Source organism: Streptomyces sp. NPDC036813 (genome assembly GCF_055609245.1).
Genome location: NZ_JBVJPV010000005.1, coordinates 185,519 through 210,310, shown reverse-complemented (window position 1 = coordinate 210,310; position 24,792 = coordinate 185,519). Strand labels below are relative to the sequence as shown.

At 73.3% G+C, this 24,792-nt stretch carries 26 protein-coding genes; 13 read left to right on the top strand and 13 right to left on the bottom strand.

The features are described 5' to 3' along the window. The first annotated feature begins 43 nt into the window (after window positions 1-43). Window positions 44-1,003, top strand: a complete 960-nt coding sequence (locus ACZ67Q_RS13455) for a GlxA family transcriptional regulator (RefSeq protein ID WP_471180586.1) — start codon at window positions 44-46, stop codon at window positions 1,001-1,003. A gap of 4 nt (window positions 1,004-1,007) precedes the next feature. Here the strand turns inward: ACZ67Q_RS13455 and ACZ67Q_RS13450 are convergent, their stop codons facing one another. Both ACZ67Q_RS13450 and ACZ67Q_RS13445 read right to left on the bottom strand, forming a co-directional pair. Further along, window positions 1,008-2,639, bottom strand: coding sequence for an amidohydrolase (locus ACZ67Q_RS13450; RefSeq protein WP_471180584.1), 1,632 nt, complete (start codon window positions 2,637-2,639; stop codon window positions 1,008-1,010). Between the two features lie 26 nt (window positions 2,640-2,665). Beyond that, complete coding sequence (locus ACZ67Q_RS13445; protein ID WP_471180581.1) at window positions 2,666-4,144, bottom strand: APC family permease; 1,479 nt, start codon at window positions 4,142-4,144, stop codon at window positions 2,666-2,668. A gap of 136 nt (window positions 4,145-4,280) precedes the next feature. Between ACZ67Q_RS13445 and ACZ67Q_RS13440 the strand changes: the two genes are divergently transcribed. From ACZ67Q_RS13440 to ACZ67Q_RS13430, 3 genes are all read left to right on the top strand, one after another. Beyond that, window positions 4,281-4,997, top strand: a complete 717-nt coding sequence (locus tag ACZ67Q_RS13440; RefSeq protein ID WP_471180578.1) for a TetR/AcrR family transcriptional regulator — start codon at window positions 4,281-4,283, stop codon at window positions 4,995-4,997. Window positions 4,998-5,044: 47 nt separating this feature from the next. After that, window positions 5,045-5,509 (top strand): pyridoxamine 5'-phosphate oxidase family protein, encoded by a 465-nt coding sequence (locus ACZ67Q_RS13435; protein WP_471180575.1) that lies wholly within the window; start codon window positions 5,045-5,047, stop codon window positions 5,507-5,509. A gap of 68 nt (window positions 5,510-5,577) precedes the next feature. After that, window positions 5,578-5,970: a VOC family protein gene (locus ACZ67Q_RS13430; protein WP_471180572.1), complete on the top strand. Its 393-nt coding sequence runs from the start codon at window positions 5,578-5,580 to the stop codon at window positions 5,968-5,970. Between the two features lie 42 nt (window positions 5,971-6,012). Here ACZ67Q_RS13430 and ACZ67Q_RS13425 read toward each other — a convergent pair whose 3' ends face one another. Both ACZ67Q_RS13425 and ACZ67Q_RS13420 read right to left on the bottom strand, forming a co-directional pair. Then, on the bottom strand, window positions 6,013-6,315 hold the full coding sequence (locus tag ACZ67Q_RS13425; RefSeq protein WP_471180569.1) for a DUF4235 domain-containing protein: 303 nt from the start codon (window positions 6,313-6,315) through the stop codon (window positions 6,013-6,015). Window positions 6,316-6,355: 40 nt separating this feature from the next. Further along, on the bottom strand, window positions 6,356-7,375 hold the full coding sequence (locus ACZ67Q_RS13420; RefSeq protein WP_471180566.1) for a glutathione S-transferase family protein: 1,020 nt from the start codon (window positions 7,373-7,375) through the stop codon (window positions 6,356-6,358). Window positions 7,376-7,457: 82 nt separating this feature from the next. On the opposite strand from ACZ67Q_RS13420, the gene ACZ67Q_RS13415 reads away from it, so the two are divergent. Beyond that, window positions 7,458-8,474, top strand: coding sequence for a cation diffusion facilitator family transporter (locus tag ACZ67Q_RS13415; protein ID WP_471180564.1), 1,017 nt, complete (start codon window positions 7,458-7,460; stop codon window positions 8,472-8,474). A gap of 212 nt (window positions 8,475-8,686) precedes the next feature. Here the strand turns inward: ACZ67Q_RS13415 and ACZ67Q_RS13410 are convergent, their stop codons facing one another. Further along, window positions 8,687-9,130 (bottom strand): nitroreductase family deazaflavin-dependent oxidoreductase, encoded by a 444-nt coding sequence (locus ACZ67Q_RS13410; protein WP_471180561.1) that lies wholly within the window; start codon window positions 9,128-9,130, stop codon window positions 8,687-8,689. Window positions 9,131-9,390: 260 nt separating this feature from the next. On the opposite strand from ACZ67Q_RS13410, the gene ACZ67Q_RS13405 reads away from it, so the two are divergent. Together ACZ67Q_RS13405 and ACZ67Q_RS13400 are read left to right on the top strand one after the other, a co-directional pair. Then, window positions 9,391-10,602, top strand: a complete 1,212-nt coding sequence (locus tag ACZ67Q_RS13405; RefSeq protein ID WP_471180559.1) for a cytochrome P450 — start codon at window positions 9,391-9,393, stop codon at window positions 10,600-10,602. 14 nt (window positions 10,603-10,616) lie between these two features. Next, window positions 10,617-10,817: a ferredoxin gene (locus tag ACZ67Q_RS13400; RefSeq protein WP_471180556.1), complete on the top strand. Its 201-nt coding sequence runs from the start codon at window positions 10,617-10,619 to the stop codon at window positions 10,815-10,817. A gap of 370 nt (window positions 10,818-11,187) precedes the next feature. Here ACZ67Q_RS13400 and ACZ67Q_RS13395 read toward each other — a convergent pair whose 3' ends face one another. Then, the gene (locus ACZ67Q_RS13395) at window positions 11,188-11,739 is read right to left on the bottom strand and encodes a TetR/AcrR family transcriptional regulator (protein ID WP_471181089.1); all 552 of its coding nucleotides are present in this window, start codon (window positions 11,737-11,739) and stop codon (window positions 11,188-11,190) included. Window positions 11,740-11,877: 138 nt separating this feature from the next. Between ACZ67Q_RS13395 and ACZ67Q_RS13390 the strand changes: the two genes are divergently transcribed. Both ACZ67Q_RS13390 and ACZ67Q_RS13385 read left to right on the top strand, forming a co-directional pair. Then, window positions 11,878-12,336 carry a nuclear transport factor 2 family protein gene (locus ACZ67Q_RS13390; RefSeq protein ID WP_471180554.1) on the top strand — a complete coding sequence of 153 codons (459 nt, stop codon included), beginning with the start codon at window positions 11,878-11,880 and terminating at the stop codon, window positions 12,334-12,336. Between the two features lie 103 nt (window positions 12,337-12,439). Next, window positions 12,440-13,408, top strand: coding sequence for an aldo/keto reductase (locus ACZ67Q_RS13385; RefSeq protein WP_471180551.1), 969 nt, complete (start codon window positions 12,440-12,442; stop codon window positions 13,406-13,408). A gap of 24 nt (window positions 13,409-13,432) precedes the next feature. Here ACZ67Q_RS13385 and ACZ67Q_RS13380 read toward each other — a convergent pair whose 3' ends face one another. Then, the gene (locus ACZ67Q_RS13380; RefSeq protein ID WP_471181086.1) at window positions 13,433-14,110 is read right to left on the bottom strand and encodes a DUF4232 domain-containing protein; all 678 of its coding nucleotides are present in this window, start codon (window positions 14,108-14,110) and stop codon (window positions 13,433-13,435) included. A gap of 50 nt (window positions 14,111-14,160) precedes the next feature. Beyond that, window positions 14,161-16,587, bottom strand: a complete 2,427-nt coding sequence (locus ACZ67Q_RS13375) for a SpoIIE family protein phosphatase (RefSeq protein ID WP_471180548.1) — start codon at window positions 16,585-16,587, stop codon at window positions 14,161-14,163. A 318-nt stretch (window positions 16,588-16,905) separates the two neighbouring features. On the opposite strand from ACZ67Q_RS13375, the gene ACZ67Q_RS13370 reads away from it, so the two are divergent. From ACZ67Q_RS13370 to ACZ67Q_RS13360, 3 genes are all read left to right on the top strand, one after another. Then, on the top strand, window positions 16,906-17,151 hold the full coding sequence (locus tag ACZ67Q_RS13370; protein ID WP_361629682.1) for a hypothetical protein: 246 nt from the start codon (window positions 16,906-16,908) through the stop codon (window positions 17,149-17,151). A 3-nt stretch (window positions 17,152-17,154) separates the two neighbouring features. After that, a complete protein-coding gene (locus tag ACZ67Q_RS13365) occupies window positions 17,155-17,532 on the top strand; it encodes a toxin Doc (RefSeq protein WP_361629685.1) in 378 nt (125 codons plus the stop codon). Window positions 17,533-17,937: 405 nt separating this feature from the next. Beyond that, a complete protein-coding gene (locus tag ACZ67Q_RS13360; RefSeq protein WP_471180544.1) occupies window positions 17,938-19,587 on the top strand; it encodes an RICIN domain-containing protein in 1,650 nt (549 codons plus the stop codon). 9 nt (window positions 19,588-19,596) lie between these two features. On the opposite strand, the gene ACZ67Q_RS13355 is transcribed toward ACZ67Q_RS13360, so the two are convergent. Both ACZ67Q_RS13355 and ACZ67Q_RS13350 read right to left on the bottom strand, forming a co-directional pair. Further along, the gene (locus tag ACZ67Q_RS13355; protein WP_471180542.1) at window positions 19,597-20,571 is read right to left on the bottom strand and encodes a 2-hydroxyacid dehydrogenase; all 975 of its coding nucleotides are present in this window, start codon (window positions 20,569-20,571) and stop codon (window positions 19,597-19,599) included. Continuing rightward, complete coding sequence (locus ACZ67Q_RS13350; protein WP_471180539.1) at window positions 20,568-21,737, bottom strand: lactate 2-monooxygenase; 1,170 nt, start codon at window positions 21,735-21,737, stop codon at window positions 20,568-20,570. Before ACZ67Q_RS13350 ends, ACZ67Q_RS13355 begins: the two co-directional genes overlap by 4 nt. Window positions 21,738-22,116: 379 nt before the next feature. Between ACZ67Q_RS13350 and ACZ67Q_RS13345 the strand changes: the two genes are divergently transcribed. Next, entirely contained in the window at window positions 22,117-22,539 is a 423-nt protein-coding gene (locus ACZ67Q_RS13345; protein WP_471180537.1) for a subtilase-type protease inhibitor, read from the top strand. A 210-nt stretch (window positions 22,540-22,749) separates the two neighbouring features. Here the strand turns inward: ACZ67Q_RS13345 and ACZ67Q_RS13340 are convergent, their stop codons facing one another. The 3 genes from ACZ67Q_RS13340 to ACZ67Q_RS13330 are packed head-to-tail and all read right to left on the bottom strand — an operon-like array spanning window position 22,750 to window position 24,709. Further along, window positions 22,750-23,028 carry a CDGSH iron-sulfur domain-containing protein gene (locus ACZ67Q_RS13340; RefSeq protein WP_471180534.1) on the bottom strand — a complete coding sequence of 93 codons (279 nt, stop codon included), beginning with the start codon at window positions 23,026-23,028 and terminating at the stop codon, window positions 22,750-22,752. After that, on the bottom strand, window positions 23,009-23,662 hold the full coding sequence (locus tag ACZ67Q_RS13335; RefSeq protein ID WP_471180532.1) for a HemK2/MTQ2 family protein methyltransferase: 654 nt from the start codon (window positions 23,660-23,662) through the stop codon (window positions 23,009-23,011). Before ACZ67Q_RS13335 ends, ACZ67Q_RS13340 begins: the two co-directional genes overlap by 20 nt. Before the next feature lie 21 nt (window positions 23,663-23,683). Continuing rightward, on the bottom strand, window positions 23,684-24,709 hold the full coding sequence (locus tag ACZ67Q_RS13330; RefSeq protein WP_471180530.1) for an iron-containing redox enzyme family protein: 1,026 nt from the start codon (window positions 24,707-24,709) through the stop codon (window positions 23,684-23,686). Window positions 24,710-24,792: the final 83 nt, after the last annotated feature.

Sequence of the window (24,792 nt, the reverse complement as noted above, 5' to 3'; positions counted from 1 at the left end):
CCGGGACAATGGCATGATGGCCACCCTTCGCTAGGATCGTGCCATGAGTGCCGTGTCGTCCCGGCGCGTCGAGCGGGTCGCAGTCCTGGCCCTCGACGGCGTCTACCCCTTCGAACTGGGCATGCCCAGCCGCATCCTCGGCCCCACCGGCCGCTACGAGGTGCGGACCTGCACGGCCGACGGGCGCCCGGTGCGCACCAACGCCGACTTCGCCGTCGCCGTGGACCACGGGCCCGAGATCCTGGACACCGCCGACACCGTGATCGTCGCGCCCGTCGAACCGGCCCGCGTCACCGCAGAGCTGCCCGAACAGGTGCGGGCCGCACTCTCCCGCATCCGCCCCGACGCGCGGCTCGTCTCCATCTGCACCGGCGCCTTCGTGCTCGCCGCGGCCGGCCTGCTGGACGGCCACAAGGCCACCACGCACTGGCTGCTCGCCGACGACTTCCGCCGGATGTTCCCGCACATCGCGCTCGACCCGGACGTGCTGTTCGTCGACGACGGCCGGGTCCTCACCTCCGCCGGGGCCGCGGCCGGCGTCGACCTGTGCCTGCACATCCTGCGCGAGGACCACGGCAGCGCCCTCGCCAACGCCATCGCCCGGTGCTGCGTCGTCCCGCCGTTCCGGGACGGCGGGCAGGCGCAGTACATCGAGCAGCCGGTGCCCGAGAACGGCGCGGCGAGCACGGCCGCGACCCGCGCCTGGGCCCTGGAACGCCTCGGTGAGCCGCTCACCCTGGCCGACCTCGCCGCCCACGCCCGGATGAGCCGGCGCACCTTCGCCCGCCGCTTCAACGACGAGGTCGGCGTCAGTCCCGGCCGCTGGCTGATCCAGCAGCGCGTGGCCCGGGCCCGGCACCTGCTGGAGACCAGCGACCTGCCGGTGGACCAGATCGCCGGCGAGGTCGGCTTCGCCACCGGTGCTTCCCTGCGCGCGCACCTGCACACCGCCATCGGTGTCACCCCGCAGGCCTACCGCCGCACGTTCCAGGCGGCCCGCTGACCGCTCACGCGCCGGCGGCCGCGTACACCAGCTCCCCTCCGACGTACGTCAGCGCCACCCGCGTCTCGCCGAGCGCCTGGGCCGGGACGGCGAACGGGTCCCGGTCGAGCACCACCAGGTCGGCGAGGGCGCCCACGCGGACCTCGCCGGTGTCGTCCAGGTGGTTCACATGGGCCGAGCCCGCCGTGTACGCGGTGAGGGCGGCGGACAGAGTGAGACGCTCGGCCGGCAGGAACACCGGGCCGCCGCCGCCCGGTTCCACCCGGTTGACGGCGACATGGACACCCTGCAACGGGTCGGGGCTGCTCACCGGCCAGTCACTGCCCGCGGCCAGCCGCGCGCCGGAGCGCAGCAACGAGCCGAACGGGTACTGCCACGCGGCCCGTTCGGGACCGAGGAACGGAATCGTCAGCTCGTCCATCTGCGGCTCGTGCGCCGCCCACAGCGGCTGGATGTTCGCCACCGCGCCCAGACGCGCGAAACGCGGCACGTCCTCGGGGTGCACGACCTGCAGATGCGCCAGATGCGGGCGGGTGTCGCTCGGCCCGTTCGCGTCCCGCGCCGCCTCGATCGCGTCCAGCGCGTCCCGTACGGCCCGGTCGCCGAGCGCGTGGAAGTGGCACTGGAAGCCGAGCGCGTCCAGCTCGGTGACGTACTTCGGCAGCAGCCCGGGATCCACGAAACTCTTGCCGTGGTTTCCGGTGGCGCAACCGCACCCGTCCAGATACGGCTCCAGCAGCGCCGCCGTACCGTTCTCCGCGACGCCGTCCAGCATCAGCTTCACGCTGCCCGCCCGGAACCGCCCGTGGCTCAGATCCGCCCGCCTCTCGACGAGTTCGGGGATCTGCTCGGCCCCGCGCTCCCGGTCCCACCACAGCGCGCCCCGCACCCGTGCGGTGAGCGAGCCGTCCCGGGCGGCGGCGCGGTACGCCTCGGACGGGTCCGGCATCCCGGGGAAGTTCCCGACGAGCGCGTCCTGCCAGGCGGTGATCCCGAGCGCGTGCAGGGTGCGCTGGGCGTGCAGCAGCGCCGCCCTCAGGTCGGCGGCTGTGGCCGCCGGGGTGAGCCGCCCGACCAGCTGCATCGCCCCTTCCTGCAGCGTCCCGCTCGGCTCGCCGGAGACATCCCGTTCGATGCGCCCGTCGGCCGGGTCGGGTGTGTCCCGGGTGATGCTGGCGAGGGCGAGGGCGCGGCTGTTCACCCAGGCGCCGTGATGGTCCCGGTTGGGCAGATACACCGGCCGGTCCGGCACCACCGCGTCCAGCAGCTCCTTCGTCGGCATGCCGCCCGGAAACGCCTCCATCGACCAGCCGCCGCCGGTGATCCACTCCCGCTCCGGATGCGCGGCGGCGTACGCGCGGACGGCCGCGACGCTCTCCTCGGCCGTCCTGGTGCCGGTCAGATCGCACTGGGTCAGCTCCAGGCCGGCCGGCACCGGATGCACGTGCGCGTCCTGGAAGCCGGGCAGCAGCAGCCGCCCGGCGAGGTCGACGACCTCGGTGCGCGGCCCGGCCAGCTCGCGCAGTTCGTCACCGCCCACCGCGGTGATCCGGTCACCGGTGACGGCCACGGCGGTGGCGGTGGGCCCGGCGGGCGTGAACACGGGGCCGTTGAGGAAGAGCAGGTCGGCGTGCATGGGTTCCTTTCGGTGGTGAACGTGGGTCACGGGGCCGCGGTGAGCAGTTCGGGCGCGTCGGCGTCGGTGCCCCGGCCGGTGCGGAAGTACGGCGATCTGCGCCCCCACTTCGCCCACGCCGCGGCGATGCATCCGGAGATGATCATCATGAGCGGCGTGAGCAGCAGGAACCAGCCGTTGTCCGCCCGCAGCGCGAAGTGGTCGGTGGACGTGAAGAAGGACCAGCCGAGGTAACCGCCGAGCCCGAGCAGCGCGGCGGCGCTCAGCGCGGGCAGCACCACCGCCCGCAGCCCCTGCCAGGGGTCCGTGCGCAGCAGGGCGCGGAAGCGTACGGCGGCGGCGAGCGCGGTGAGCGCGTAGGACAGGGCGACGACGATCCCGACGGCGTTCACGGTCGCCATGATCATGTCCGACAGGCGCGGGATCACCAGCGACAGCGCGGCGACGGCCACGGCCAGCGCCCCGATCAGCAGCGTCCCGGCCGCCGGGGTGCCGTAGCGGTGGCTGACCCGGGACCACACCGGGCCGAGCGTCGCGTCCCGGCCCATCGCGTACATCGCGCGGGCCGTCGGGATCACCCCGGCCTGCAGCGAGGCGACCGCCGAGAACATCAGCGCCACCAGCGGCAGCACGGCCAGCGGCCGCTCCGCCAGCCGGTCGCCGAAGAACGCCAGCCCCTCGGCCCCGTGGCCGACCAGCTCCGGCTCGCTCAGCACCCGCTGGAAGGCGAGGGAGCCGAGCAGGAACAGCGCCAGCATGGTCGCCAGCGTGATGAAGCCGGCGCGGGACGCGTCACGCGGCTCGCGGACCTCCTCGTTCACGCTGAACGCGGACTCGAAACCCCAGTAACAGAACACCGACAGCAGCAGCCCCTGCGCGAGCGCCTGCGGGGAGGGCAGGGCGAACGGGTCGAACCACGCCCAGCGGAAGGGGTGGGGGCCGGTGACCAGGCCGTATCCGCAAAAGCCCAGCAGCACGGCGTACTCGAACACGAGCAGGCCGGTCTGCAGACGGGCCGCGGTCCGCGCGCCGGTCACCGCCGTGAGCGTGACGGCGGCCAGGACCATGATGCCGATCGCGGTGGTCTGCGCGGTCGAGCCGGGGTCCAGGGCCAGCCCCGCGAAGCGGTGCAGCCCGGCGTCCCCGGCCAGTTGCAGCAGCGCCGAGCCGGTGACGGCCGTGGTGTACGCGAGGAACGCCACCGTCGCGACGATGTTCACCCACCCCACCAGGAAGCCGAGCCAGGGCGAGAGCGAACGGCCCACCCACACATAGCCGTTGCCCGCGTTGGGCTCGACGCGGTTCAGCCGCGCGTAGGCGCCCGCGATGCCCAGGACCGGCAGGAACGCCAGCAGCATGATCGCCGGCAGGTGCAGCCCCACCACGCCGGCCGTGACGCCCAGGCCGATACCGATGCTGGTCGTGGCCGCCGTACTGGACGCGGCGATGGCGACGCCGTCGAGCACGCCGAGGGTTCTTCGCAGCGCGGGTGGTTGATGCGCCATGCCGGCACTCTCCTCGCACCAGGGGGCCCGGCGGGCCCCGGTGAGCCGACATGAAACTGCCGCCGGGCTTCACAGGTCAACGGTGTTGTCATAAGGTCACGGCTCCCGGAGGCACCGCCCACCCTGGAGGCGTTCCATGACCGACCGTGTCGTCCCGCCCGGCGCCCGCCGCCGTCGGCGGCCCACCAAAGCGGGCGTGGTCCTGTCCGAGGAGCTGATCGTCGCCACGGCGCTGCGGCTGATCGAGGAACACGGCGCCGAGGCGCTCTCGGTCCGACGCCTGGGCCGCGCCCTCGGCGCCGACCCCAGCTCCCTGTACCGCTACTTCCGGCACACCGACGACCTGATGCTCGCCGTCGCCGACGAGCTCATCGGCGAGACGCTGCGCACCTGGCGGCCCAGCGGCGACTGGCGGGCAGACCTGCGCGACCTGGGCCTGCGCATGCACACCGGTGCGCTCGCCCACCCGCGGGCGGCCGTGCTCAGCGCCCACCGCGTGACCGGGCGCGAGCACGAGATCGCGGCGGTGGAGGCCATCCTCGGAGTGCTGCGCGGCGCCGGCTTCCCGGACGTGGACGCCGTACGCATCTACCACGCCTTCGTCGACCAGGCCCTCGCCTTCGGCGCCCTCGACTCAGCGGGCGTCGCCCTGCCGCCCACCGCCCGGGAAGCGGAGACCGCGGTCTGGCGGGCCACGTACGCCCAGCTGCCGGCGGCCACCCACCCCCACATCGCCGCCACGGCCCCCCACCTGATCAGCACCATGCGCCACAGCTCCTACCCCGCGGCCCTTGACCTCCTGCTGAAGGCGGCGGCGACCCGGCTGGCGGAGGTGAGGGGGCGGGCGGATTGAGGGCGCGTCTTCCGCGAGGGCGGGAAGACGGCAGCCACACTGGTGGCATGACCACCGCAGCTCCCCGCACCGCTCAGCAGCGCAAGCGCGACACCCTGCACCGGCTCGAAAACGAGGTCGACGCCTGGGTCGCGACCGCCGCCGAGGACGGCGCGGCTCCTCATCTGGTCCCGCTGTCGTTCGTCTGGGACGGCGCCACCCTGCTGTTCGCCACCCCCGCCGCGAGCCGCACCGGGCGCAATCTCGCCGCCACCGGCGTCGTCCGCCTCGGCATCGGACCCACCCGGGACGTCGTCCTTGTCGAGGGCACCGCCACGGCCGTCGAGCCGCACGACCTGCCGGAGGAGGACGCCGAGATCTTCGCCGCCAAGACCGGCTTCGACCCCCGCGAACTGACCACGCCCTACCTGTACTTCCACGTGCTGCCCCGCCGCATCCAGGCCTGGCGCGAGGCCGACGAACTCGACGGCCGGGACCTGATGCGCGACGGCCGCTGGCTGGTGACCGACTGAAACCGGGGTATCCGCAGGAGCGAGGGGCGGACCCTGCCGCCCCGCGTCAACCGACCCGCGGAGGAGACATGGCCCTGTTCACGGCCGGCGTCGTGGTGCTCGACTGTGCCGAACCGGAGAAACTCGCCGAGTTCTACACGGCGTTGCTGGACGCCGAGCAGGTCGAGGCGAGCGCCAACCGAGTGGAGATCCGCGCAGCGGAGGGCACCCGGCTCGCCTTCCGCCGCGACATGAACGCGACCCCGCCGAGCTGGCCGCGCCCCGAGAACTCCCTCCAGGTGCACCTCGACTTCCTGGTCGAGGACCTCGACGAGGCCGAGCGCCGGATCGTCGGCCTGGGCGGGCGGCCCCTGGAGACCAAGGACGCGTCGGGCCGGTACGAGGAACGTGGTTACGCCGACCCGGCCGGCCATTCCTTCACCCTGCGCCGCGTCGCCCCCACCGCGCCGAAGCTCGGCTGAGCGGCGGGGGCGGCCCGGTCGGTCCGGCGACGGCGGGGCCGGTCAGTCCCGGCCGCCCTTGTCCTGCACCGGCCAGACCCCGGTCGAGCGCTCGATGGCCTTGGCGCCCGTGCGGTCCACGGCGCTGCGCACGGCGGCGAAGATCGCACCCTGGACCGCAGCGGCCAGCAGGATCTCGCCCCAGCCGCGGTCCGCGTCCAGCGCGTCGGGCGCGTTGTCCTCGTGCCGGATCAGCTTCCACGTCTTCTGGAACGCGAGTCCGGCCAGCGCACCACCGGCCCAGCCGAGCACGAAGCCGACGGGCTTGTAAGCGAGGGGGAGCGTCTTCTTCTTCGTCTTGGCCACAGGGTCTCCTTGGGTGTGGGTGTCGTGGGGGACTGCGGGATCAGGGACGGCCGCTGGCCGGCACCTCCTCCGCGCGGCGCACCGGTCCCGGCGCGGTCCCGTCCCCGAAGGGCCGCCCGCCCAGCCGCTCACGGTGATGCGGCGTCAGCCAGCCCGCGAGGTCGGGGCCGAGCGGCACGATGCCGGTCGGGTTGATGCCGGTGTGCACCTGGTAGTAGTGCCGCTTGATGTGGTCGAAGTCCACCGTGTCGCCGAAGCCGGGCGTCTGGAACAGGTCCCGGGCGTAGGCCCACAGCACTTCGTTCTCGGCCAGCTTCCACCGGTTGCACTTGAAGTGGCCGTGGTAGACCGGGTCGAAACGCACGAGCGTGGTGAACAGCCGGATGTCGGCCTCGGTGATCGTGTCCCCGACCAGATAGCGCTGCCGCTCCAGCCGGGCCGCGAGCTTCTCCAGCCGCTGGAAGACTCCGGTGCAGGCCGCCTCGTACTCCTCCTGTCCGGTGGCGAAGCCCGCCCGGTAGACGCCGTTGTTGACGTCCTCGTACACCTCCGCCATCACCGTGTCGATCTCGTCCCGCAGACCTTCCGGGTACAGATCGGGCGCTCCTGGGCGGTGCAGCGCCCGCCACTCGGTGGCCAGGTCCAGCGTGATCCGCTGGTAGTCGTTGGTGACGAGCCGTCCGCTCGGGACGTCCACGATCGCCGGTACGCTCACTCCGCCCGGATAGCCGGTCTCGCGCCGGTCGTAGGCCTCGCTCAGGTAGCGGATGCCGAGCACCGGGTCGCGGCCGTCCGGATCGAGCGTGAAGCGCCAGCTGCGGTCGTCCTGGACCGGGTCGGCGATCGCCATCGACAGCGCCTCCTCCAGACCGAGCAGCCGCCGCGAGATCACCGCCCGGCTCGCCCACGGGCAGGCCCGGCTGACCACCAGCCGGTACCGCCCGGCCTCCACCGGCCAGCCGTCACGGCCGTCGGCGGTGATCCGGTCCGCGAAATGACTCCTGGACCGGCGGAAGGCCTTCCTGCCGTACGCGCTGTTGCCGTCGCCGTCCCGCCCCATGACCCGCTCCTCACTCCTGCCGGGGGTGCGATCCTGCCTCTCTGCCTTCCCCGGGTTCCCCGAAACACCTCACCGGCACGGTGTGATCCCCCACGGCCGGGGCAATCGCGTCTTCGTGAGCGGTACACCCACGCAACGTGACACGGAGCGCCCGGCGGACCGCAGGACGCGGGTCACCGTCCTGGTGGCGCTGGCGGCGAACCTCCTCATCGCGGTCGCCAAGGCGGTCGGCGGCCTTCTCGCGGGCTCCCCCGCGCTGCTGTCGGAGGCGGCGCACTCCGTCGCCGACAGCCTCAACGAGGTCTTCCTGCTGGCCGCGCTGCGCCGCAGCCGCCGTCCCGCCGACCGGCGCCACCCCTTCGGCTACGGAAAGGAACGCTTCTTCTGGTCACTGCTCGCCGCCGTCGGGATCTTCGTGATGGGCGGCTGCTTCTCCGTCTTCCAGGGCGTCGAGGCCCTGCGCGACGGCGCCGAGGAGAGCTTCGGCGGGTACGTCGCCGGGCTGGTCGTCCTCGGCGTGGCCCTGCTCGCCGAGGGCGCCTCGCTGCTGCGGGCCGTGCACCAGGTGCGCCGCCAGGGCGGTGTGGCGGCCGGTCTGCGCGACCCGGCGCTGCGCACGGTCGTCGCCGAGGACGGCACCGCGGTGCTCGGCGTCGTCCTGGCCATGACCGGGATGGCGTTGCACATGGCCACCGGGCAGGTCGTCTACGAGGCCGCCGCCTCCTTCGCCATCGGCGCGCTGCTGGTGTGCGTGGCCTACCACCTCGGCCGTGAGGCCCGCGACCAGCTGATCGGGGAGGCCGCCGACCCCGAGGCGAGCGAGCGGATCCGGCGCCTGCTCGCCGGGCAGCCGGAGATCGACAGCGTGGAGGCGCTGTTCAGCATGAAGACGGGGCTCGACTCCGCGCTCGTGGCCGCCCGCATCGACCTGGTGCCGGGGCTGGACAGCGAGCGGGTGGAGGAGGTCGCGGTGCGCATCAAGCGGTCCATCGCCGAAGCGGTGCCAGAGGCGGCGCAGGTCTTCCTCGACATCACCGACCGCGCCGCGCGCGAGTCGCACGAAAGCCCCGCCGCGACGGGGGAACGCGGCGGGGCCTGACACTCACGTGCCCGCCCCGAGCCGGACCATGCATCCGGCGCGTGGATTTCTCCGCGGGGGGACGCCCGGCTTCGGCGCCACCTGTGGCGCAGGCGCGGCGAGCGGTCTCGTCCGGCCGGCAGGGGAGTCACCTCACACGGCCGGCAGGGGAGTCACCTGACACGGCCGGCCGGGAGAGTCTCCTCACCCGGACGCCGGGTGAGCGGGTCGCGTCATCCGGCCGGTTCGAGGACGAACACGGGGATCTCGCGGGACGTGCGCGCCTGGTAGTCGGCGTACGGCGGATACGCGGCGACCGCCCGTCGCCACCACTCGGCCTTCTCCTCGCCGGTGACCTCACGGGCCGTCATGTCCCAGGCATGGGGGCCGTCCCGCAGTTCGACACGGGGGTCGGCCTTGAGGTTGTGGTACCAGACCGGGTGCTGCGGCGCGCCGCCCTGGGAGGCGACCACGGCATACCGTCCCTCGTGCTCGACGCGCATCAGCGGCGTCTTGCGGATCTTGCCGCTCTTCACACCGCGGCTGGTCAGGATGATCACCGGCAGGCCCGAGTCGCGCAGCGTGGTGCCGCGCGTGCCGCCGGAGCTCTCGTACAGCTCCACCTGCTCGCGCACCCATCGCGTCGGGCTGGGCTCGTACTCGCCCTCCAGAGGCATGGCATCGGTCCTTTCGTCACGTCGCACGCATGCGTACCGCTCCTGTACAGGACTGCAACACCGGTGCGCGGGCGTACATTTCCGCGGGTGGCCACCGGGTCACCTCCGCGCTGCGCCGACCGGGCGGCCGGCCGCGCGGATGAAGGGTTCCGGCCAGTTTCCCCGGTTGGCCGATGTGGCCGAACTTCGCGTCGCAGCATAGATGCCCGAGGCATCTAATGAAGATCGGAACGACGTACTCAACGTCTGCGAGGTCTTCCATGACGGACTTGACGCACCAGCCGGAACCCGTCGCCTTCCCGCAGGACCGCACCTGCCCCTACCACCCGCCCACCGCCTACGACCCGCTGCGCGCCGGCCCCCCGCTGGCCCGCGTCACCCTCTACGACGGACGTGCCGCCTGGCTGGTCACCGGGCACACCGTCGCCCGTGCCCTCCTCGCCGACCCGCGTCTGTCGACCGACCGCACCCGCCCCGGCTTCCCCGCGCCCTCCCCGCGCTTCACGGCGGCCCGTGACCGCCGGGCGGCGCTGCTGGGCGTGGACGACCCGGAGCACCACACCCAGCGGCGCATGCTGGTGCCCCGCTTCACGCTCAAGCAGGCGAACGCGTTACGGCCGGACATCCAGCGGATCGTCGACGACCTGCTGGACGCCATGGTCGCCCAGGGGCCGCCGGCGGAGCTGGTCAGCGCGTTCGCCCTGCCCGTGCCCTCGATGGTGATCTGCGCACTGCTCGGCGTGCCGTACGCCGACCACGAGTTCTTCGAGGAGCAGTCGCGACGGCTGCTGCGCGGCCCGGGCGTCGAGGACGTCCTCGCGGCACGCGACGGGCTCGAGGGGTACCTCGGTGATCTGATCGACCGCAAGGCCAAGGACGCGGAACCCGGCGAGGGCGTCCTCGACGAGCTGGTCCACCAGCGGCTGCGCACCGGCGAGGTGAGCCGGGCCGACGTGGTCGCGCTGGCGATCATCCTGCTCGTCGCGGGCCACGAGACGACCGCCAACATGATCTCCCTGGGCACCTACACCCTGCTCCAGCACCCCGACCGGCTGGCCGAACTGCGCGCCGACCCGGGTCTGCTGCCCGGCGTGGTGGAGGAACTGCTGCGGATGCTGTCCATCGCCGACGGTCTGGTACGCCTGGCCGTCGAGGACATCGAGGTGGCCGGGACGACGATCCGGGCGGGCGAGGGTGTGCTGTTCGCGACGTCGGTCATCAACCGCGACGAGACGGTGTACGCCGACCCCGACAGCCTGGACTTCGGCCGCTCGGCCCGCCATCACGTGGCCTTCGGCTTCGGCATCCACCAGTGCCTGGGCCAGAACCTCGCCCGCGCCGAGCTGGAGATCGCGCTGCGCACCCTCTTCGAGCGGCTGCCCGGGCTGCGGCTCGCGGTCCCCGCCGAGGAGATCCCCTTCAAGCCCGGAGACACCATCCAGGGGATGCTGGAACTCCCCGTGACCTGGTAAGAGGCTGACGCACCATGCGCATCCGCATCGACAGGGACGTCTGCATCGGCGCCGGCCAGTGCGCCCTCGCCGCGCCGAACGTCTTCACCCAGGACGACGACGGCTTCAGCACCCTCGTCCCCGGCCACGACGGGCCCACCCCCGACCCGATGACCCGCGAGGCGGCCCGCGCCTGCCCGGTGGGGGCGATCACGGTGGGGGAGCCGGCGAACTGACCCCCACGGAAGCCCCATGCGGGCCGGCGTTGGGCCTCGCGGCGGCCCCGGGTTCCCGGGTCATCGCGGCCGGCATCCCGCCTGGGCCCCGGCATCAGCGCGCGGCTGGGGCCCGCCACGGCGGCGTCTTCGGCCTGGCGCGGTGGGCGTCTTCTGTGGCGGCCCCGGGTGCCCGCGTCGTCGCGGTCGGCGTCCCGCCCGGGCTCCGGCTCCGGCGCGCGGCTGCGGCCCGCCGCGGCGGGCGTTTTCGGGCCGGGACGGCGGGCGTCTTCGGCCCGGCACCGACGCGCTGCTTCGGGTGCGGCGGTGGGCGTGGGCGTCGTCGGCCTGCCCGCTGGGAAGGGCGCGGACGTCGGCGTCGCGGGGTGCGTCACCGCGTCGCCATCAGTGCCCGTGCCGCCTCGCGGGCCTCGTCGGCCGGTTCGGTGCCGCCGGTGACGCCGGCCGTGACCATGGCGCCCTCGGCCAGCAGGAACAGCTGCCCGGCCAGCTCCGGTGCCAGCCCGGCCTGCGCGACGAGCGCCGCGAGGTACTGCCGGAACGCCCGCTTGTGCGCCCGCACCTGACGCGCCACCGCCTCGGAGGTGGCACCCAGCTCGCCGTGGGCGTTGATCCACGCGCAGCCGCGGAAGCCCTCCTCGCCGAACCAGTCGCGCAGCCAGTCGAACACGGCCAGGATGCGCTCGCGCGGGTCCGTGTGCCGCTCCACGTGCTCGGCGAGCCGCCCGCGCCAGCGCGTGTCACGCCGCTCCAGACAGGCCTCCACCAGCTGCTCCTTCGCCGGGAAGAGCTGGTAGAGCCGCTTGAGCGACAGCCCCGAGGCGGTGCGGATGTCGTCCATGCCGATGGAGCGCACACCGCGCCGGTAGAACAGCTCCTCCGCGGCGTCCAGGGCCCGCGTACGGGCGGTCGTACTGTCCACGGGCACGGGGCATCACTCCTCGACGGTCCCTCGACACGGCGGAGAGCAGGGGACGTTGACCTGAGAACGATCGTTCTCTACCTTAGCCGACCAGGTGGAGAACGATCGTTCTCTCTGTCGTTCCTTCGAGGAGGGCCCATGGCCGACCGCCCGCCCCTGCCCCCGTTCACCCGGGAGACCGCGGCCCGGAAGGTGCAGGCCGCCGAGGACGCCTGGAACACCCGGGACCCGCACAAGGTGGCGCTCGCCTACTCCGAGGACTCCGTCTGGCGCAACCGTGACACCTTCCTCACCGGCAGGGAGGAGATCGTCGCGTTCCTGACCGCCAAATGGCAGCGCGAGCTGGAATACGCCCTGCGCAAGGATCTGTGGGCCTTCGACGGCAACCGCATCGCCGTCCGCTTCCAGTACGAGTGCCACGACGCCGACGGCCGGTGGTGGCGCTCCTACGGCAACGAGCTGTGGGAGTTCGACGAGCACGGCCTGATGACCCGGCGCGAGGCGAGCATCAACGACGTACCGATCGAGGAGCACGAGCGCCGCATCCACGGCCCGCGCCCGGAGAGCGAGCGCGGCCGCACGTTCCCGCTCCGGTGAACCCAGCGGCCCGCGGAAGCGGTCACACTCGCGATGATCTTCGAGTGCGCACGAACCCGTAGGCTCGGGACGTCAGCCACTGACCAAGGCAGGAGCAGCAACGATGCAGTACGTGAAGCTCGGTTCCACAGGTCTCGACGTCTCCCGGATCTGCCTGGGCTGCATGACCTACGGAGTCCCGGACCGTGGCACGCACGAGTGGACCCTGGACGAGGAGGCCTCCCGGCCGTTCATCCGTCAGGCCCTGGACGCCGGGATCAACTTCTTCGACACCGCCAACGTCTACTCCGACGGCACCAGCGAGGAGATCGTCGGCCGGGCGCTGAAGGACTTCGCCCGCCGTGACGACATCGTGCTCGCCACCAAGGTGCACGGCCGGATGCGCCCCGGCCCCAATGGCGGCGGGCTGTCCCGCAAGGCGATCATGACCGAGATCGACCGCAGTCTCACCCGCCTCGGCACCGACTACGTCGACCTCTACCAGATCCACCGCTGGGACCCGCACACGCCGATCGAGGAGACGATGGAGGCCCTGCACGACGTGGTGAAGGCGGGCAAGGTGCGCTACATCGGGGCGAGTTCGATGTACGCCTGGCAGTTCTCCAAGGCGCAGTACACGGCCGAACGGCACGGCTGGACCAAGTTCGTGTCGATGCAGAACCACTACAACCTCCTCTACCGCGAGGAGGAGCGGGAGATGCTGCCGCTCTGCGCCGACCAGGGCGTGGGCGTACTGCCCTGGAGCCCGCTCGCCCGCGGCCGGCTCACCCGCGACTGGGGCACCGTCACCAGCCGCAGCACCACCGACAACTTCGGCAGCACCCTCTACCAGGAGGGCGACCGCGCCATCGTCGAGGCCGTCACCCGCATCGCGGACGAACGCGGCGTCCCGCGTGCCCAGGTCGCCCTCGCCTGGCTGCTCCGCCAGGACACCGTGACCGCCCCGATCGTCGGCGCCTCCAAGCCGCAGCACCTTCAGGACGCGGTGGCCGCCGTCGACCTGACGCTGACGGAGAAGGAGATCGAGGAACTCCAGCAGCCCTACGTGCCGCACCCGGTCGCCGGTCACTGACCCGCCGGGCGCCGATGGGACGGCTCAGGGCCCGGTGCCGGGACCGAACGGTGTCAGGGTCACCGTGGAGGCGTTGCCGCCGACCGGCACCGGGCCGCCCCGCCATGGCACCCTCAGGGGCTCGCGCTCGTCGGGCGGCGTGACGAGCAGCGCGGCCGGAGTGGCCGTACGGGCCTCGCTGATCTCGGGGTTGGAGAAGGTCAGCCCGGCCCAGGCGCTGCGGCCGGGCGCCAGCGTCACCCGCGCGGCGACCGAGCCGGTCCCGCGCCGCGGGTCGGGGCCGAGCTGCCGGCCGGAGGCGTCGACGAACGCGGCACCCGGGAAGCCGTACACGGTGCAGGTGCGGGTGGAGGTGTTCGTCAGCACGACGGGGAAGTTCTCCTGCCCGGCGCCCGGGTCGTTGCGCCCGACGGCTGCGCGCAGCTCGCCGGTGTGGCAGCGGGAGGACGCGGCGGGCCGCGCGGACGTCGTGGGCGGCGCCGTGGGCCGCACGCCCCCCGGGGCCAACGTGCCGGTGGGCTCGGCGGCCCCCGGGCGGGTCGTCCCGGTGGGTTCGGCGGAGCCGGTGGCGGTCGTCGCCGGTGGTCGCTGCGCGGCGCTCGCGGCCGTGCCGCCGCCGTCACCGCCGCCGCAGGCGCTCAGCGCGCCCAGCGCGGTGAGCGCGCTCACGAGCAGGACGGGAAATCGCGTGTACGGGCCCATGCCGGACGTCTGCCCCGGGCGCCGGGCCGTGATGCCGGGAGCGCGCGGGTTCACTCCGCCAGTCCCTCCGCCAGTCCGTCTGCCAATCCCAGGGCCAGTCCCTCCTCCAGCAGCCCCAACTCCGCCCAGATGGTCTTGCCTTCGGTGGTGTGCCGGCTGCCCCAGCGCTGGGTGAGCTGGGCGACCAACAGCAGCCCGCGCCCGCCCTCGTCCCAGGTCTTCGCCCGGCGCAGGTGCGGGGCGCTGTGGTTGGTGTCGGAGACCTCGCAGATGAGCGTGGTGTCGTCGTGGATCAGCCGCAGCCGGATCGGCGGTGCCCCGTACCGGATGGCGTTGGTGACCAGCTCGCTCACCACCAGCTCGGCGGTGAACGTCGTGTCGCTCAGCGACCAGGCCGCGAGCTGGTCGACGACCTGCTTGCGGATCGGCGCGACGAGTGACGGGTCGGCGGGGATGTCCCAGGTCGCCACCTGCGCGGAGGGAAGCCCCTGGGTGCGGGCCAGCAGCAGGGCGACGTCGTCGGCGGCCCCGCCCGGCGGCAGCAGCGTGTGCAGGATGTGGTCGCAGGTCTCGTCGAGGGAGCCCGCGTCGGCCTCCAGCGCGCCGCACAGCATCCGGTGCCCGGCGTCGACGTCCCGCTCCCTCGACTCGATCAGCCCGTCCGTGTAGAAGGCCAGCACGCTGCCCTCGACGAGTTCCAGTTCGGTGCACTCGAACGGCAGCCCGCCCACGCCCAGAGGCGGGCCGGACGGCAGGTGCACCCGGCGCGCCGGACCGTCCGGCGGGAGCAGCACCGGCGGTGGATGCCCCGCCCTGGCCACCGTGCAGCGCCGCGACACCGGGTCGTACACGGCGTACACACAGGTCGCTCCGACCTCGCCGGGGCTGCCCTCGCCGCCGGCCTCCTCCGACAGCCGCAGCACGAGATCGTCAAGATGCGTGAGCAGTTCGTCCGGCGGCAGGTCGATGTCCGCGAGCGTGCGTACGGCGGTCCGCAGCCGGCCCATGGTCGCCGACGCCTGCACCCCGTGTCCGACGACGTCCCCGACGACCAGGGCCACCCGCAGCCCGGACAGCGGGATCACGTCGAACCAGTCGCCGCCCACCCCGGAGCGGGCCGCGGGGAGATAGCGGGAGGCGGCCGAGACGGCGGCGCTGCGCGGCAGGGAGCGCGGCAGCAGGCTGCGCTGCAGGGCCAGGGCGGTCTCCCGCTCGCGCGAGTAGCGGCGGGCGTTGTCGATGCAGACAGCGGCCCGGGCGGTGATCTCCTCCGCCAGCAGCGCGTCGTCCTCGGTGTACGGCTCGGGGTGGCGGAACCGGTGGAAGACGGCGACGCCGAGCGTGGAGCCGCGGGCCTGGAGCGGCACCGCCATCGTGGAGTGCACGCCGTACTGCTGGAAGAGGCGGTGGCGGCGTTCGTCCCAGGACAGCCACCGTTCCAGGTCCTCGGAGGGCGCCGAGACCACGATCGCCTGACCCGCCAGCAGCGCCGCGGCCTGCGGTGAGGGAGCCGGGTACTCCTCCGCGTCGCCCAGCATGGTCACCGCCCCGGGGCTGCCGGGATTCACCGAGTGGTGGGCGGCCCGGCGCAGCACGACCGGCGGGACCAGCCGGGCCGGAGGCTCCCCGCCGTACTGGTCCGGGTCGAGCAGGTCGACGCTGACGAAGTCGGCGAGCACGGGCACACACACGGCCGCCAGTTCCTGTGCGGTGCGCGAGACGTCGAGGGTGGTGCCGATGCGGACGCTGGCCTCGTTGACGAGTTGCAGCCGTTCCCGGGACTGGTACTGGTCGGAGAGGTCGTGGGCGGTCACGCACACCCCGCGCACCCGGCCCTCGGCGTCGGTGACGGGGGCCATCCGGGCGAGCCAGGCGCGCGGACGGCCCGCACCGTCGGCGCGCAGTCGTGTCTGGGCGTCGAGCGGCCGGCCCGTGGTGAGCACCTGCACGAGGCCGCCTTCGAGGTCGTCGCTCTGCGGGATTCCGCCGATCTCGGCGAGCCGCAGTCCGCGCACCCGGTTCTCGGGCAGCCCGACGAGCTCCACCATGGCGTCGTTCATCCGGTGCAGCCGCAGCCGCTCGTCGAACAGGGCGAGCGCGCAGGGGGACTGCACGAGCGCCGCCGCGTCCAGCGGGTCGTCGGGGGACGGGGGGCCGGTGGCGTCCAGGGGGGTGACCACCAGCCAGTGGCCCGGTTCGCCGTCGTGGGGCCTCAGGTGATGGGCGAGCACCCACACCTCGACCGTACGGCCGTCCCGGTGGCGCAAAGTCACCGTTCCGTGGTGGCGCGGTTCCGCCGGACGGGGCGACACGCCCGCCGGGTCCACCAGCAGACGGGTGGCGGGCCGGCCCACCACGTCCGTGGCGGTCCAGCCGAGCAGACGCTGCGCACCGGCGTTCCACCCGGTCAGCGTGCCGTCGTCGGCGATGACAGCCCGGGCCGTCGCGGCGTCGTCGAACGGGTAGTCCGGGCTCATCCTCGCACTCCATTGCGCACACTCACAGTGAACGGTGTGTCACTCGGTTCCAGAGTAGTGCGTCCCCGCCGCGCGCGGTCGGGAACCCCCGGCCTCCACCGGCTTCGGCCGTTCAGGGTCAAGACACAATTCGGCCTGCCTGGCGCGTCGAGCCGGGGGTGTGACACCGGGGCCACGCCACGTGGGCTCCGGCCATCCGCGTCCGGCCCTGGTGCGCGCTGTCCCGCGCACCCGGGCCGTATCGCGTCCGGTACCTACTGATCTCTTGTCTGACCTGCGGGTATTTACGCGTGAGTACCCGAGCGGTACCGTGAGGGCATGCCAGCTCTGAATGTGGAGTTCAGCGAGCGCGAGCTAGAGGACCTGCGGCAGATCGCCAAGGAGCGCGGTACGTCGATGAAGGCGCTCGTACGGGAGGCGGCCGCCGCCGACATCGCGCGGCACCGGGCGCTGAAGGAGGGCGCGGAGGCGTTCCGGCGGTTCTTCACGGCCCACGCCGAGGAGTTCGCCGTCGCCTTCCCCGACGACGAGCCACCGGTGAGCGGCGAGGGGCGGGTCGCCTGAGCGATGGCTTCCGTCGTGCACATCGACGTTCCCTGGCTGCTGCAGCGACACGAAGAGGTCCTGCCCGAACAGCCCACGATCAACGACTTCTCCGCGCTCGTCGCCGCCGTCGCCCGGCACCGCGTGGACCCGCCGCGGCTCGGCGTGAACTCCGACCCCGCCTGGCGGGCCGCCGCCCTGCTCCACACCCTCGCCGTGCTCAAACCACTGCCCTCGGCCAATGCCCGCTTCGCCTGTTCCACCGCGGTGGCCTACATGTTCGTCAGCGGGGTCGGCATCGACCCGCCCTACGGCGCTCTGGTCGACCTCGCCCGCGACCTGATGTCCGGCAAGGCGGACGTGTACCGCGCCGCCGACCGGCTGCGCTCCTGGCAGATCTGAACACGCCTCCTCCGGGCCGCCGGCCGAGGGCGGGAGGATCAAGGCCGGCGGCCGTTTCGCGCGGGAGAGCCGCCGTCCCGCGCGGGGCCTCCGAGGAAAGGCCGTGTCCAGTGGACTACAGCGCGTGGTGGGCCGGGAGCGTGCGCGCGGCACGGACGTGTGCGCGCGTTTCACACGGGGCGCGGGAATGTCCGAAAACGCTTGCCACAAGGGGGGATTGGGATGCGGCATTCTGACTTTCTGTCAATGGCGCGGACGCCCTCCGGGCGGCTTGTTGCGTGCAAGTCAGGTATGCAAGGCTGAGCGCTTCCCGCGCGCCGGAAATGGCAGGCCGTACCGCGTGTTGCTTTCACGGCGCGCGGAGATCCTGTGTTGCTCCAGCGCGTGGGAAGGAATCCGCTCACCGTGCCCACCCCCCACCCCCCTCGTCCCCCCTTTCCGCCGCCCTTTCCGCTCTCCCGCGGCGCCGTGGAGGAATCCGACGAGGCGCTCGCCGCGCGGGCCCGCGGCGGGCCCGACGACGACGTCGCCCAGGCCACGGCCCTGCTGATGGCACGGCACTGGCAGCCGGTGCACGACTACGCCGTCATCTGCCTGGCCTCGTCGTCGCAGGTCGCGGCGATGGTCACGGCGGCCGCGTTCCATCAGGTGCTCGACCGGCTCACGCTGGGGGAGTCAGCCGCCGCACTGCGCCCGCGGCTGCTGCTGGCCGTAAGGGGCACGGTGCGGCAATGGGCCGGCGCCGAGCGGATAACCGGGGTTCTGCCGCAGCTGCGCAAACCGGCCGGCGGGCGCGGTATGCGAGTTGCCAAGTACATGACAGCAGAAAACCGCCGGCTGACCGAGCGGTCATTCCACGCCCTTCCCGCCGAGGCCCAGTGCCTGCTGTGGCACATCGACGTCGAGGCCGAGCCGGTAACCGTTCCGGCCGGACTGCTCGGCATGACCGAGGAAGCCGCGGCAGCCGCTTACGAGGACGCCCGGGAAAAACTCCGCGAGGGCTGTGTCCGCGCCCATCGGGAACTCGCGCCGAGTCCGGACTGCCGCCATCACAACCGTCTTCTCGACATTCCCCTGCGCCGCGGCGGAGGGCTGCTGCCCGAGGTGCGCCGGCATCTCGCCCAGTGCCGCCACTGCCGAGCGGCGGCCGAACAACTGGAGTACTTCGAGGGCGCGTTGGGCACTCTCCTCGCCGAGGCCGTGCTCGGCTGGGGGGCCCGCCGCTATCGCGACTCCCGACCCGGCCGTGGCCGGGCCGGGAGCCACGGCCGGGGCTCCGCACGCCATCGCGGCGGCCGCCCGGGCCGTCGGCTGCTGCCGGGCCGCCCGCTGCCCGGGGCCCGGTCCACGCGCACGCTGCTCACCGGTGCGGGGCTCGCCTCCGGCGTGCTGCTGACCATGCTCCTCGTGACCGGGGTCTGGTCCGACGACGGTCACGGCACCGGCGCGGCCGCCTCCGCCGCCGCCACGGGCGCACCGGGTACGGCCCCCTCCGCCCCCGGTTCACCGCGTACGACCGCCTCGCTGCCGCCCGCCGTCTCCACCGCGCCGCCCGGAGCAGCCGAGCTGCCGGCGACTCCCCGGCGCAGCAGGCTGCGCAACGTCGCCGCCGGCCTGTGCCTCGACATCCGCGGCCGGGCCGCCGTCGGCGCCCAGCTCCAACTCGCGGTGTGCTCCCCGGCCGTGACCCAGCAGTGGTCGTACGACGACGACGGACAGCTGCGCAGCACGGCCGCGCCCCAGCTGTGCCTGGACTCGCACGCGGACGCCGGGGTCGTCATCCTCGGCCCCTGCGCACCGCGCGGCGACCGGCGGGCCGACGACGTGCGCTACGACCTCACGGTGCGGGGCGAACTGCTGCCCCGCTGGGACGAGTCGCTCGCCCTGGCCGCGGCGTCCGAGGACGTCGGCGCCGACATCGTCGTCAAGGTTCGTGACGGCTCCGACGCCAGGCGCTGGGTCAGGGACACCCCGCTCCCGTCCTCCGCCTCCCGGTCGGTGGTCGGCACGGCCACCCGGCAGGCCCTTCCGGCCGGCCTGGCCGACCCCACCTGACGCGGGGGGCTACGTCACGACGTCCCGGGGTGACGCGCCCGCCAGGAACGCCGTCGCGTTCTGGACAGCGGCCACGCCGATACGGACGACCGTCTCGCGGGTGACGCCGCCGACGTGCGGGGAGAGCACCACGTTCGGCGCCTTCAGCAGGCGCAGGGACGGCGTCGGGGGCTCGGGGTCGAAGACGTCGAGCCCCGCCCCGGCGAGCTCGCCGCGCTCCAGGGCGTCGGCGAGGGCGTCCTGGTCGATCAGGGCGCCCCGCGCGGTGTTGACCACGAACGCCGTCGGCTTCAGCAGCGCGAGCCGGCGCGCGTCGAGCAGGTGCCGGGTCTCCTCGGTGAGCGGCGTGTGCAGGGTGACGTAGTCGGAGGCGGCGAGGAGTTCGTCGAGGGGGGCGTACCGGGCGGCGAACCGGTCCTCCGTCTCGGCCGGCACCCGGCGGCGCGCCGTGTACAGCACCGTCATGTCGAACGCGGCGGCCCGGCGCGCGACCTGCTGTCCGATCCCGCCGAGGCCGACGACGCCGAGCGTCTTGCCGGACAGCTCCGTGAGCGACCGCGTGAGGCGGGGCAGCGCCCAGTCGGCCTGTGTCAACGCGGTGTGCGCCGGGACGAGTTGCTTGGCGAGGGCCAGCATGAGGGCGAACGTCTGCTCGGCGACGTTCTGCGCCTCCGCACCGGTGGAGCCGATCGTGCACACGGTGACACCGCGGGCGCGCGCCGCCGCCACGTCCACGTAGTCGTAGCCGTGGCTCGCGCACTGCACCAGCTCCAGCCGCTCGGCGACGGCGAGATGGCGGTCCGTCACCGGGGCGAGGGCCGTGACGAGGACGTGCGCCGCGCGCAGGGCGGCCGGGTCCTCGTCGGCGCCCTCCACGACGGTGACGTGGGCGTCGCCGGGGAAGAGGGAGGCGAGTCCGGCGCCCGAGGCCCGGCCGCCCACGTGCGGCGGAACGACCGCGAGGACATTGCGGTGGGCGCTCACGCGGTCTCCTCGGCGAGGTCGTCGGCACCGACGGTGGCGGGGCCGGCGTGCCCGGACAGGGCGAGCGTGAGGTCCAGTTCGGCGAGCAGACAGCGGATCACGTGTTCCACGCCCGCCTGCCCGTCCAGGCCCAGCCCGTAGACGTACGGCCGCCCCAGCAGCACCGCCCGCGCGCCGAGCGCGAGCGCCTTGAAGACGTCGTCGCCGGTGCGCACCCCGCTGTCGAACAGCACCTCGAGCCGGTCACCGACCGCTTCCACCACCTTGGGCAGGGCGTCGGCGGCGGCGATGGAGCCGGCCACCTGGCGGCCGCCGTGGTTGGACACCACCACGCCGTCCATCCCGGCGCTCGCCGCGCGGCGCGCGTCGTCCGGGTGCAGGACCCCCTTGAGCACGATCGGGCCGTCCCAGTTCTCGCGCAGGAACTCCAGGTCCGGCCAGGTCTTGCCCGGGTCGGAGAACATACCGACGAAATGCATCACGGCCGCGTTCGGATCCTCCTCCACCGGCTTGGCGAGCCCCGCACGGAAGGCCGGGTCGGAGAAGTAGTTGGCCGTGCCCACCCCGTGCAGGAACGGCAGGTACGCCTGGTCGAGGTCGCGCGGCCGCCAGGACAGCAGCGGGGTGTCCAGCGTGACCACGAGCACGCTGAACCCGCTCGCCTTCGCCCGGCCGAGGAAGCTGCGAGCCACCTCCGGGTCCCTGGGCCAGTACAGCTGGAACCAGCGTTCGGCGTCCCCCATCGCCTCGGCGACCTGCTCCATCGGCGTGCTGGAGGCGGAGGACAGGATGTACGGCACGCCCTGGGCGGCGGCGGCCCGGGCGGCGGCCGGCTCCGCGCCCGGGTGCATGATCGACAGGACGCCGACCGGGGCCAGCGCGAGCGGGGCCGGCAGCGAGCGGCCCAGCACCTGGACCGACAGGTCCCGCTCGCGTACGTCACGCAGCATCCGGGGCACGATCCGTCGGCGCTCCAGGGCGGCCCGGTTGGCGCGGGCGGTGCTGCCGTCGCCCGCGCTGCCGGCCACGTAGCCGACCGGACCGGGGCCGAGCCGCTGCTCGGTCAGTTCCTCCAGCCGGGTCAGATCGGTGGGCAGGCGGGGCACCGCGCCCGTCATCCCGTTCAGGTAGATCTCGTACTGGAAGTCCGCCCAGTGCTTGGCCATGCGGGATCCGCCTCTCGTCACAGGGACCGTGGTGCCCAGACCATACCGACCGGTAGGGCGGTCGCGGCAGGTGAAAGGTGAACGGAATGGGTCGTTCCGGCGACCTGGGGACGCGAAAGCGGAATGTTTCCGGACGATTAACTGACCGAGTGAATCGCGTCATTTGACCGGTTCTCATGATCGAAAGCGCTTGGAACCGGCATTGGAACGTTCGAATTACGTCACTTCACGCCACTGATTCAATACGCAATGTTACTGAAACACATGGGGTCGATGTGAGTTTCGGCGGCGGACTCGGCAGAGTTGCGCTCGCCGCCGCGGCCTCCGACCGAGGACACGGCCGGCACCACCCCCGAACCGAAGCGGAAGGATGCACACAATGCGGAACCCCGCGCGCTGGGCAGCGGCCCTGACCCTGACGGCCACCGCCGTCTGCGGCCCCCTGGCCGGCGCCGCCCACGCCGCCCCGGCCTCGCTCTACGCGCCCTCGGCGCTCGTCCTGACCGTCGGTCACGGTGACAGCGCCGCGAGCGCCACACCGGCCCGCGCGGTCACTCTCTCCTGCGCGCCCACGGCCTCCGGAACCCACCCGGACCCCGCCGCGGCCTGCGCCGAACTCCGCCTGGCCGGCGGCGACCTCGACGCGCTGAACGCCGGCGCCGAACCGCTGTGCACCAAGCAGTACGACCCCGTCGTCGTCACCGTCGACGGCGTCTGGCAGGGCAAGCGGATCTCCTACGAACGGACCTTCGCCAACGAGTGCGTGAAGACCGCCCACGGGCCGATCGTCTTCGCGTTCTAAGGACCGGGATCGCACGGACCCCGTGAAACGCCGCGCGAGGCTCGCAGGTGGGGAGTGCGAGCCCCTGTTGCGGGGCGCCGTGTGATCTCGCACCGGGGGTCGGCCAGGCGGAGTGGGGCCGCCGGCCGACCCCCGGCATCGCGTTCGTGCCACAGAGCCGGCCCTCCGGTCACACCGGAGGGCCGGCTCTGCTGTGTCCTGTCGAAGGGGTCAGTCGCCCCGGCGGGCCGGATCCGTCCGGTCCCCGGTCGCGTCCGTCCGGCTGTCGCCGCCCCGGGCCGACGTGTCCGGCCTCGTCGTCCTGCGGTGGCTCGTGTCGCACCACGGGTAGCGGCGGCTGCGCCGGCAGGTGCACAGGGCGACGCGGAAGCGGTCGGAGGAGACGGTGCTGCCGTCCTCCAGTTCCACCTCCACCGGGCCCTCGACCAGCAGCGGGCCGCGGCGCTGGACCTTGATCCTGCGCGGCGGGTCAGACGGGGAGTTCGGCACGGACCACCACCAGCTCCTCGCTCGTGTCCTCGGCGGACAGCAGCCCCCGCGCCCGCAGCCAGCCCTGCCGCTCACGCAGCACGGGACCGAAGCCGATCCGGTGGCGCCGGGTCACCGACGCCTTCAGCCCGGCCGCACGCAGGCAGGCCAGGGTCTCCTCGGGATCGCTCAGCGCCGAGTGCACGATCAGCAGGATCCCCCCGGGGCGCAGCAGGCCGGGTGCCTCCCGGCAGATCCGGTCCAGCAGCAGCCTGCCGTCGTCTCCGGCGTCCCAGGCGCGGGCCGCCCCGCGCGCCGCCCGGGGGCCGTCGGGGGCTGGCACGTAGGGCGGGTTGGCCACGATGAGGTCGAAGGACTGTCCGCGCACCGGCTCGAAGAGGTTGCCGCGCAGGATGCGCAGCCGCAGGCCGGACCTCCAGGCGTTCAGCCGCGCGCTCCACACCGCCCGCCGCGACACGTCGACGGCCGTCACCCGCAGACCGAGACGCGCGGCCTCCAGGGCCAGCGCGCCGCTGCCGGTTCCCACGTCCAGTACGGCCGCACCCGGTGGGAGCGGCTCGTCGCACAGGGCCCCGGCCAGGAGCCGGGTATCGTCCTGAGGGGCGTACACGCCCGGAAGTACCAGAGGAGTCACGGGCGTCGAGTTCCCCCTCCATCAGGAAATATGAGGGACTTCTGTGGCCGTCGGGGCGTCCGGTGGTGTCCGCAGCGAAGAGGTGCCCGAGCGCCAGGCGTCGAGCAGCCGGTCGGCGAGACGGCCCTCCAGGTGTTCGGTGGCGTCGATGCCGAAGACCACGTCGGGTGCGAGGTGCGGCTCCTCCTCCAGCAGGCCGTCGATCACCTCGTGCCGGACGATCTGCTCGTGCACGGCGTCCGCCTCCACGTGCTCGTCGTAGAAGAACACGGCGGCCGGGCCCGCGCCCGCGCGGCGCATCGCCTCCGCGAGCCGCCGGGAGCCGGGGGAGGAGGTGATCTCGACGTCGGCGAAGTGCCCGACCAGGGCGCCGCGCAGCTCGCGGTGCAGGCCGAACAGCGACATCAGGTTGACGATGCTCAGCATCTCCGCGCAGCTCGCGTCGAGATAGCGGCCGTAGGCGGTGTCCAGGCCGAGGTCCGTCATCAGGTCGGCGAACAGACGGGCGTGCACCCGGTCGGCGCGACCACCGCCGAACTCGTCGAACTCCACGGCCGCCATCGCCGCCTTGGCCCGTCCCGTCAGCCGGGGCAGCACCCAGGCGTGCGGGTCGGCCTCCTTCAGGTGGTACAGGGAGCGGTGCGCCGCGTACTCGCGCAGCTGCCACAGCTCGCCCTTCTCGCACAGGTGGTGGCTGACGCCGGTGCCGTCGGCCGGTTCCACCAGCAGGTCGCCCACGGCCTCCTCGACGCTGTCGTGCACGGGTGTGTCCGCGCGCAGCGCCGAGAGGAAACGCTGCTCCAGCGCGGCCCGGGTGCGCAGCAGGTCGGGGTCCCACTCGCGGTCCCCGGGCACGCCCGCGAAGCCCCGGTAGTGCAGCTCGTAGCACACGTACAGAGCGAGTTGCAGGTCGTCGCCGTAGGGGTCCGCGCCGGCCACCGCGGAGGCGGCGGGCAGCGGACCGGTGCCGCGCAGATGGTCCAGGACGGCCCCGGACAGGGGGCCGCGGGCCGACGGCAGCCGAGGTTCGCGGAGATCATGTGCCATGCCGCCTGGGTACCCGGGCGGACTGAAGACACGCGTGGCACGCCCTGGCGCGTGAACGCTCCGCACGCGGTCGCCTGCCGCGG

Coding starts and splice junctions, on each gene's coding strand:
- ACZ67Q_RS13455 (WP_471180586.1), top strand. CDS start 44: ATGAGTGCCGTGTCGTCCCGGCGCGTCGAGCGGGTCGCAGTCCTGGCC.
- ACZ67Q_RS13450 (WP_471180584.1), bottom strand. CDS start 2,639: ATGCACGCCGACCTGCTCTTCCTCAACGGCCCCGTGTTCACGCCCGCC.
- ACZ67Q_RS13445 (WP_471180581.1), bottom strand. CDS start 4,144: ATGGCGCATCAACCACCCGCGCTGCGAAGAACCCTCGGCGTGCTCGAC.
- ACZ67Q_RS13440 (WP_471180578.1), top strand. CDS start 4,281: ATGACCGACCGTGTCGTCCCGCCCGGCGCCCGCCGCCGTCGGCGGCCC.
- ACZ67Q_RS13435 (WP_471180575.1), top strand. CDS start 5,045: ATGACCACCGCAGCTCCCCGCACCGCTCAGCAGCGCAAGCGCGACACC.
- ACZ67Q_RS13430 (WP_471180572.1), top strand. CDS start 5,578: ATGGCCCTGTTCACGGCCGGCGTCGTGGTGCTCGACTGTGCCGAACCG.
- ACZ67Q_RS13420 (WP_471180566.1), bottom strand. CDS start 7,375: ATGGGGCGGGACGGCGACGGCAACAGCGCGTACGGCAGGAAGGCCTTC.
- ACZ67Q_RS13410 (WP_471180561.1), bottom strand. CDS start 9,130: ATGCCTCTGGAGGGCGAGTACGAGCCCAGCCCGACGCGATGGGTGCGC.
- ACZ67Q_RS13405 (WP_471180559.1), top strand. CDS start 9,391: ATGACGGACTTGACGCACCAGCCGGAACCCGTCGCCTTCCCGCAGGAC.
- ACZ67Q_RS13400 (WP_471180556.1), top strand. CDS start 10,617: ATGCGCATCCGCATCGACAGGGACGTCTGCATCGGCGCCGGCCAGTGC.
- ACZ67Q_RS13390 (WP_471180554.1), top strand. CDS start 11,878: ATGGCCGACCGCCCGCCCCTGCCCCCGTTCACCCGGGAGACCGCGGCC.
- ACZ67Q_RS13385 (WP_471180551.1), top strand. CDS start 12,440: ATGCAGTACGTGAAGCTCGGTTCCACAGGTCTCGACGTCTCCCGGATC.
- ACZ67Q_RS13380 (WP_471181086.1), bottom strand. CDS start 14,110: ATGGGCCCGTACACGCGATTTCCCGTCCTGCTCGTGAGCGCGCTCACC.
- ACZ67Q_RS13375 (WP_471180548.1), bottom strand. CDS start 16,587: ATGAGCCCGGACTACCCGTTCGACGACGCCGCGACGGCCCGGGCTGTC.
- ACZ67Q_RS13370 (WP_361629682.1), top strand. CDS start 16,906: ATGCCAGCTCTGAATGTGGAGTTCAGCGAGCGCGAGCTAGAGGACCTG.
- ACZ67Q_RS13365 (WP_361629685.1), top strand. CDS start 17,155: ATGGCTTCCGTCGTGCACATCGACGTTCCCTGGCTGCTGCAGCGACAC.
- ACZ67Q_RS13350 (WP_471180539.1), bottom strand. CDS start 21,737: ATGGCCAAGCACTGGGCGGACTTCCAGTACGAGATCTACCTGAACGGG.
- ACZ67Q_RS13345 (WP_471180537.1), top strand. CDS start 22,117: ATGCGGAACCCCGCGCGCTGGGCAGCGGCCCTGACCCTGACGGCCACC.
- ACZ67Q_RS13330 (WP_471180530.1), bottom strand. CDS start 24,709: ATGGCACATGATCTCCGCGAACCTCGGCTGCCGTCGGCCCGCGGCCCC.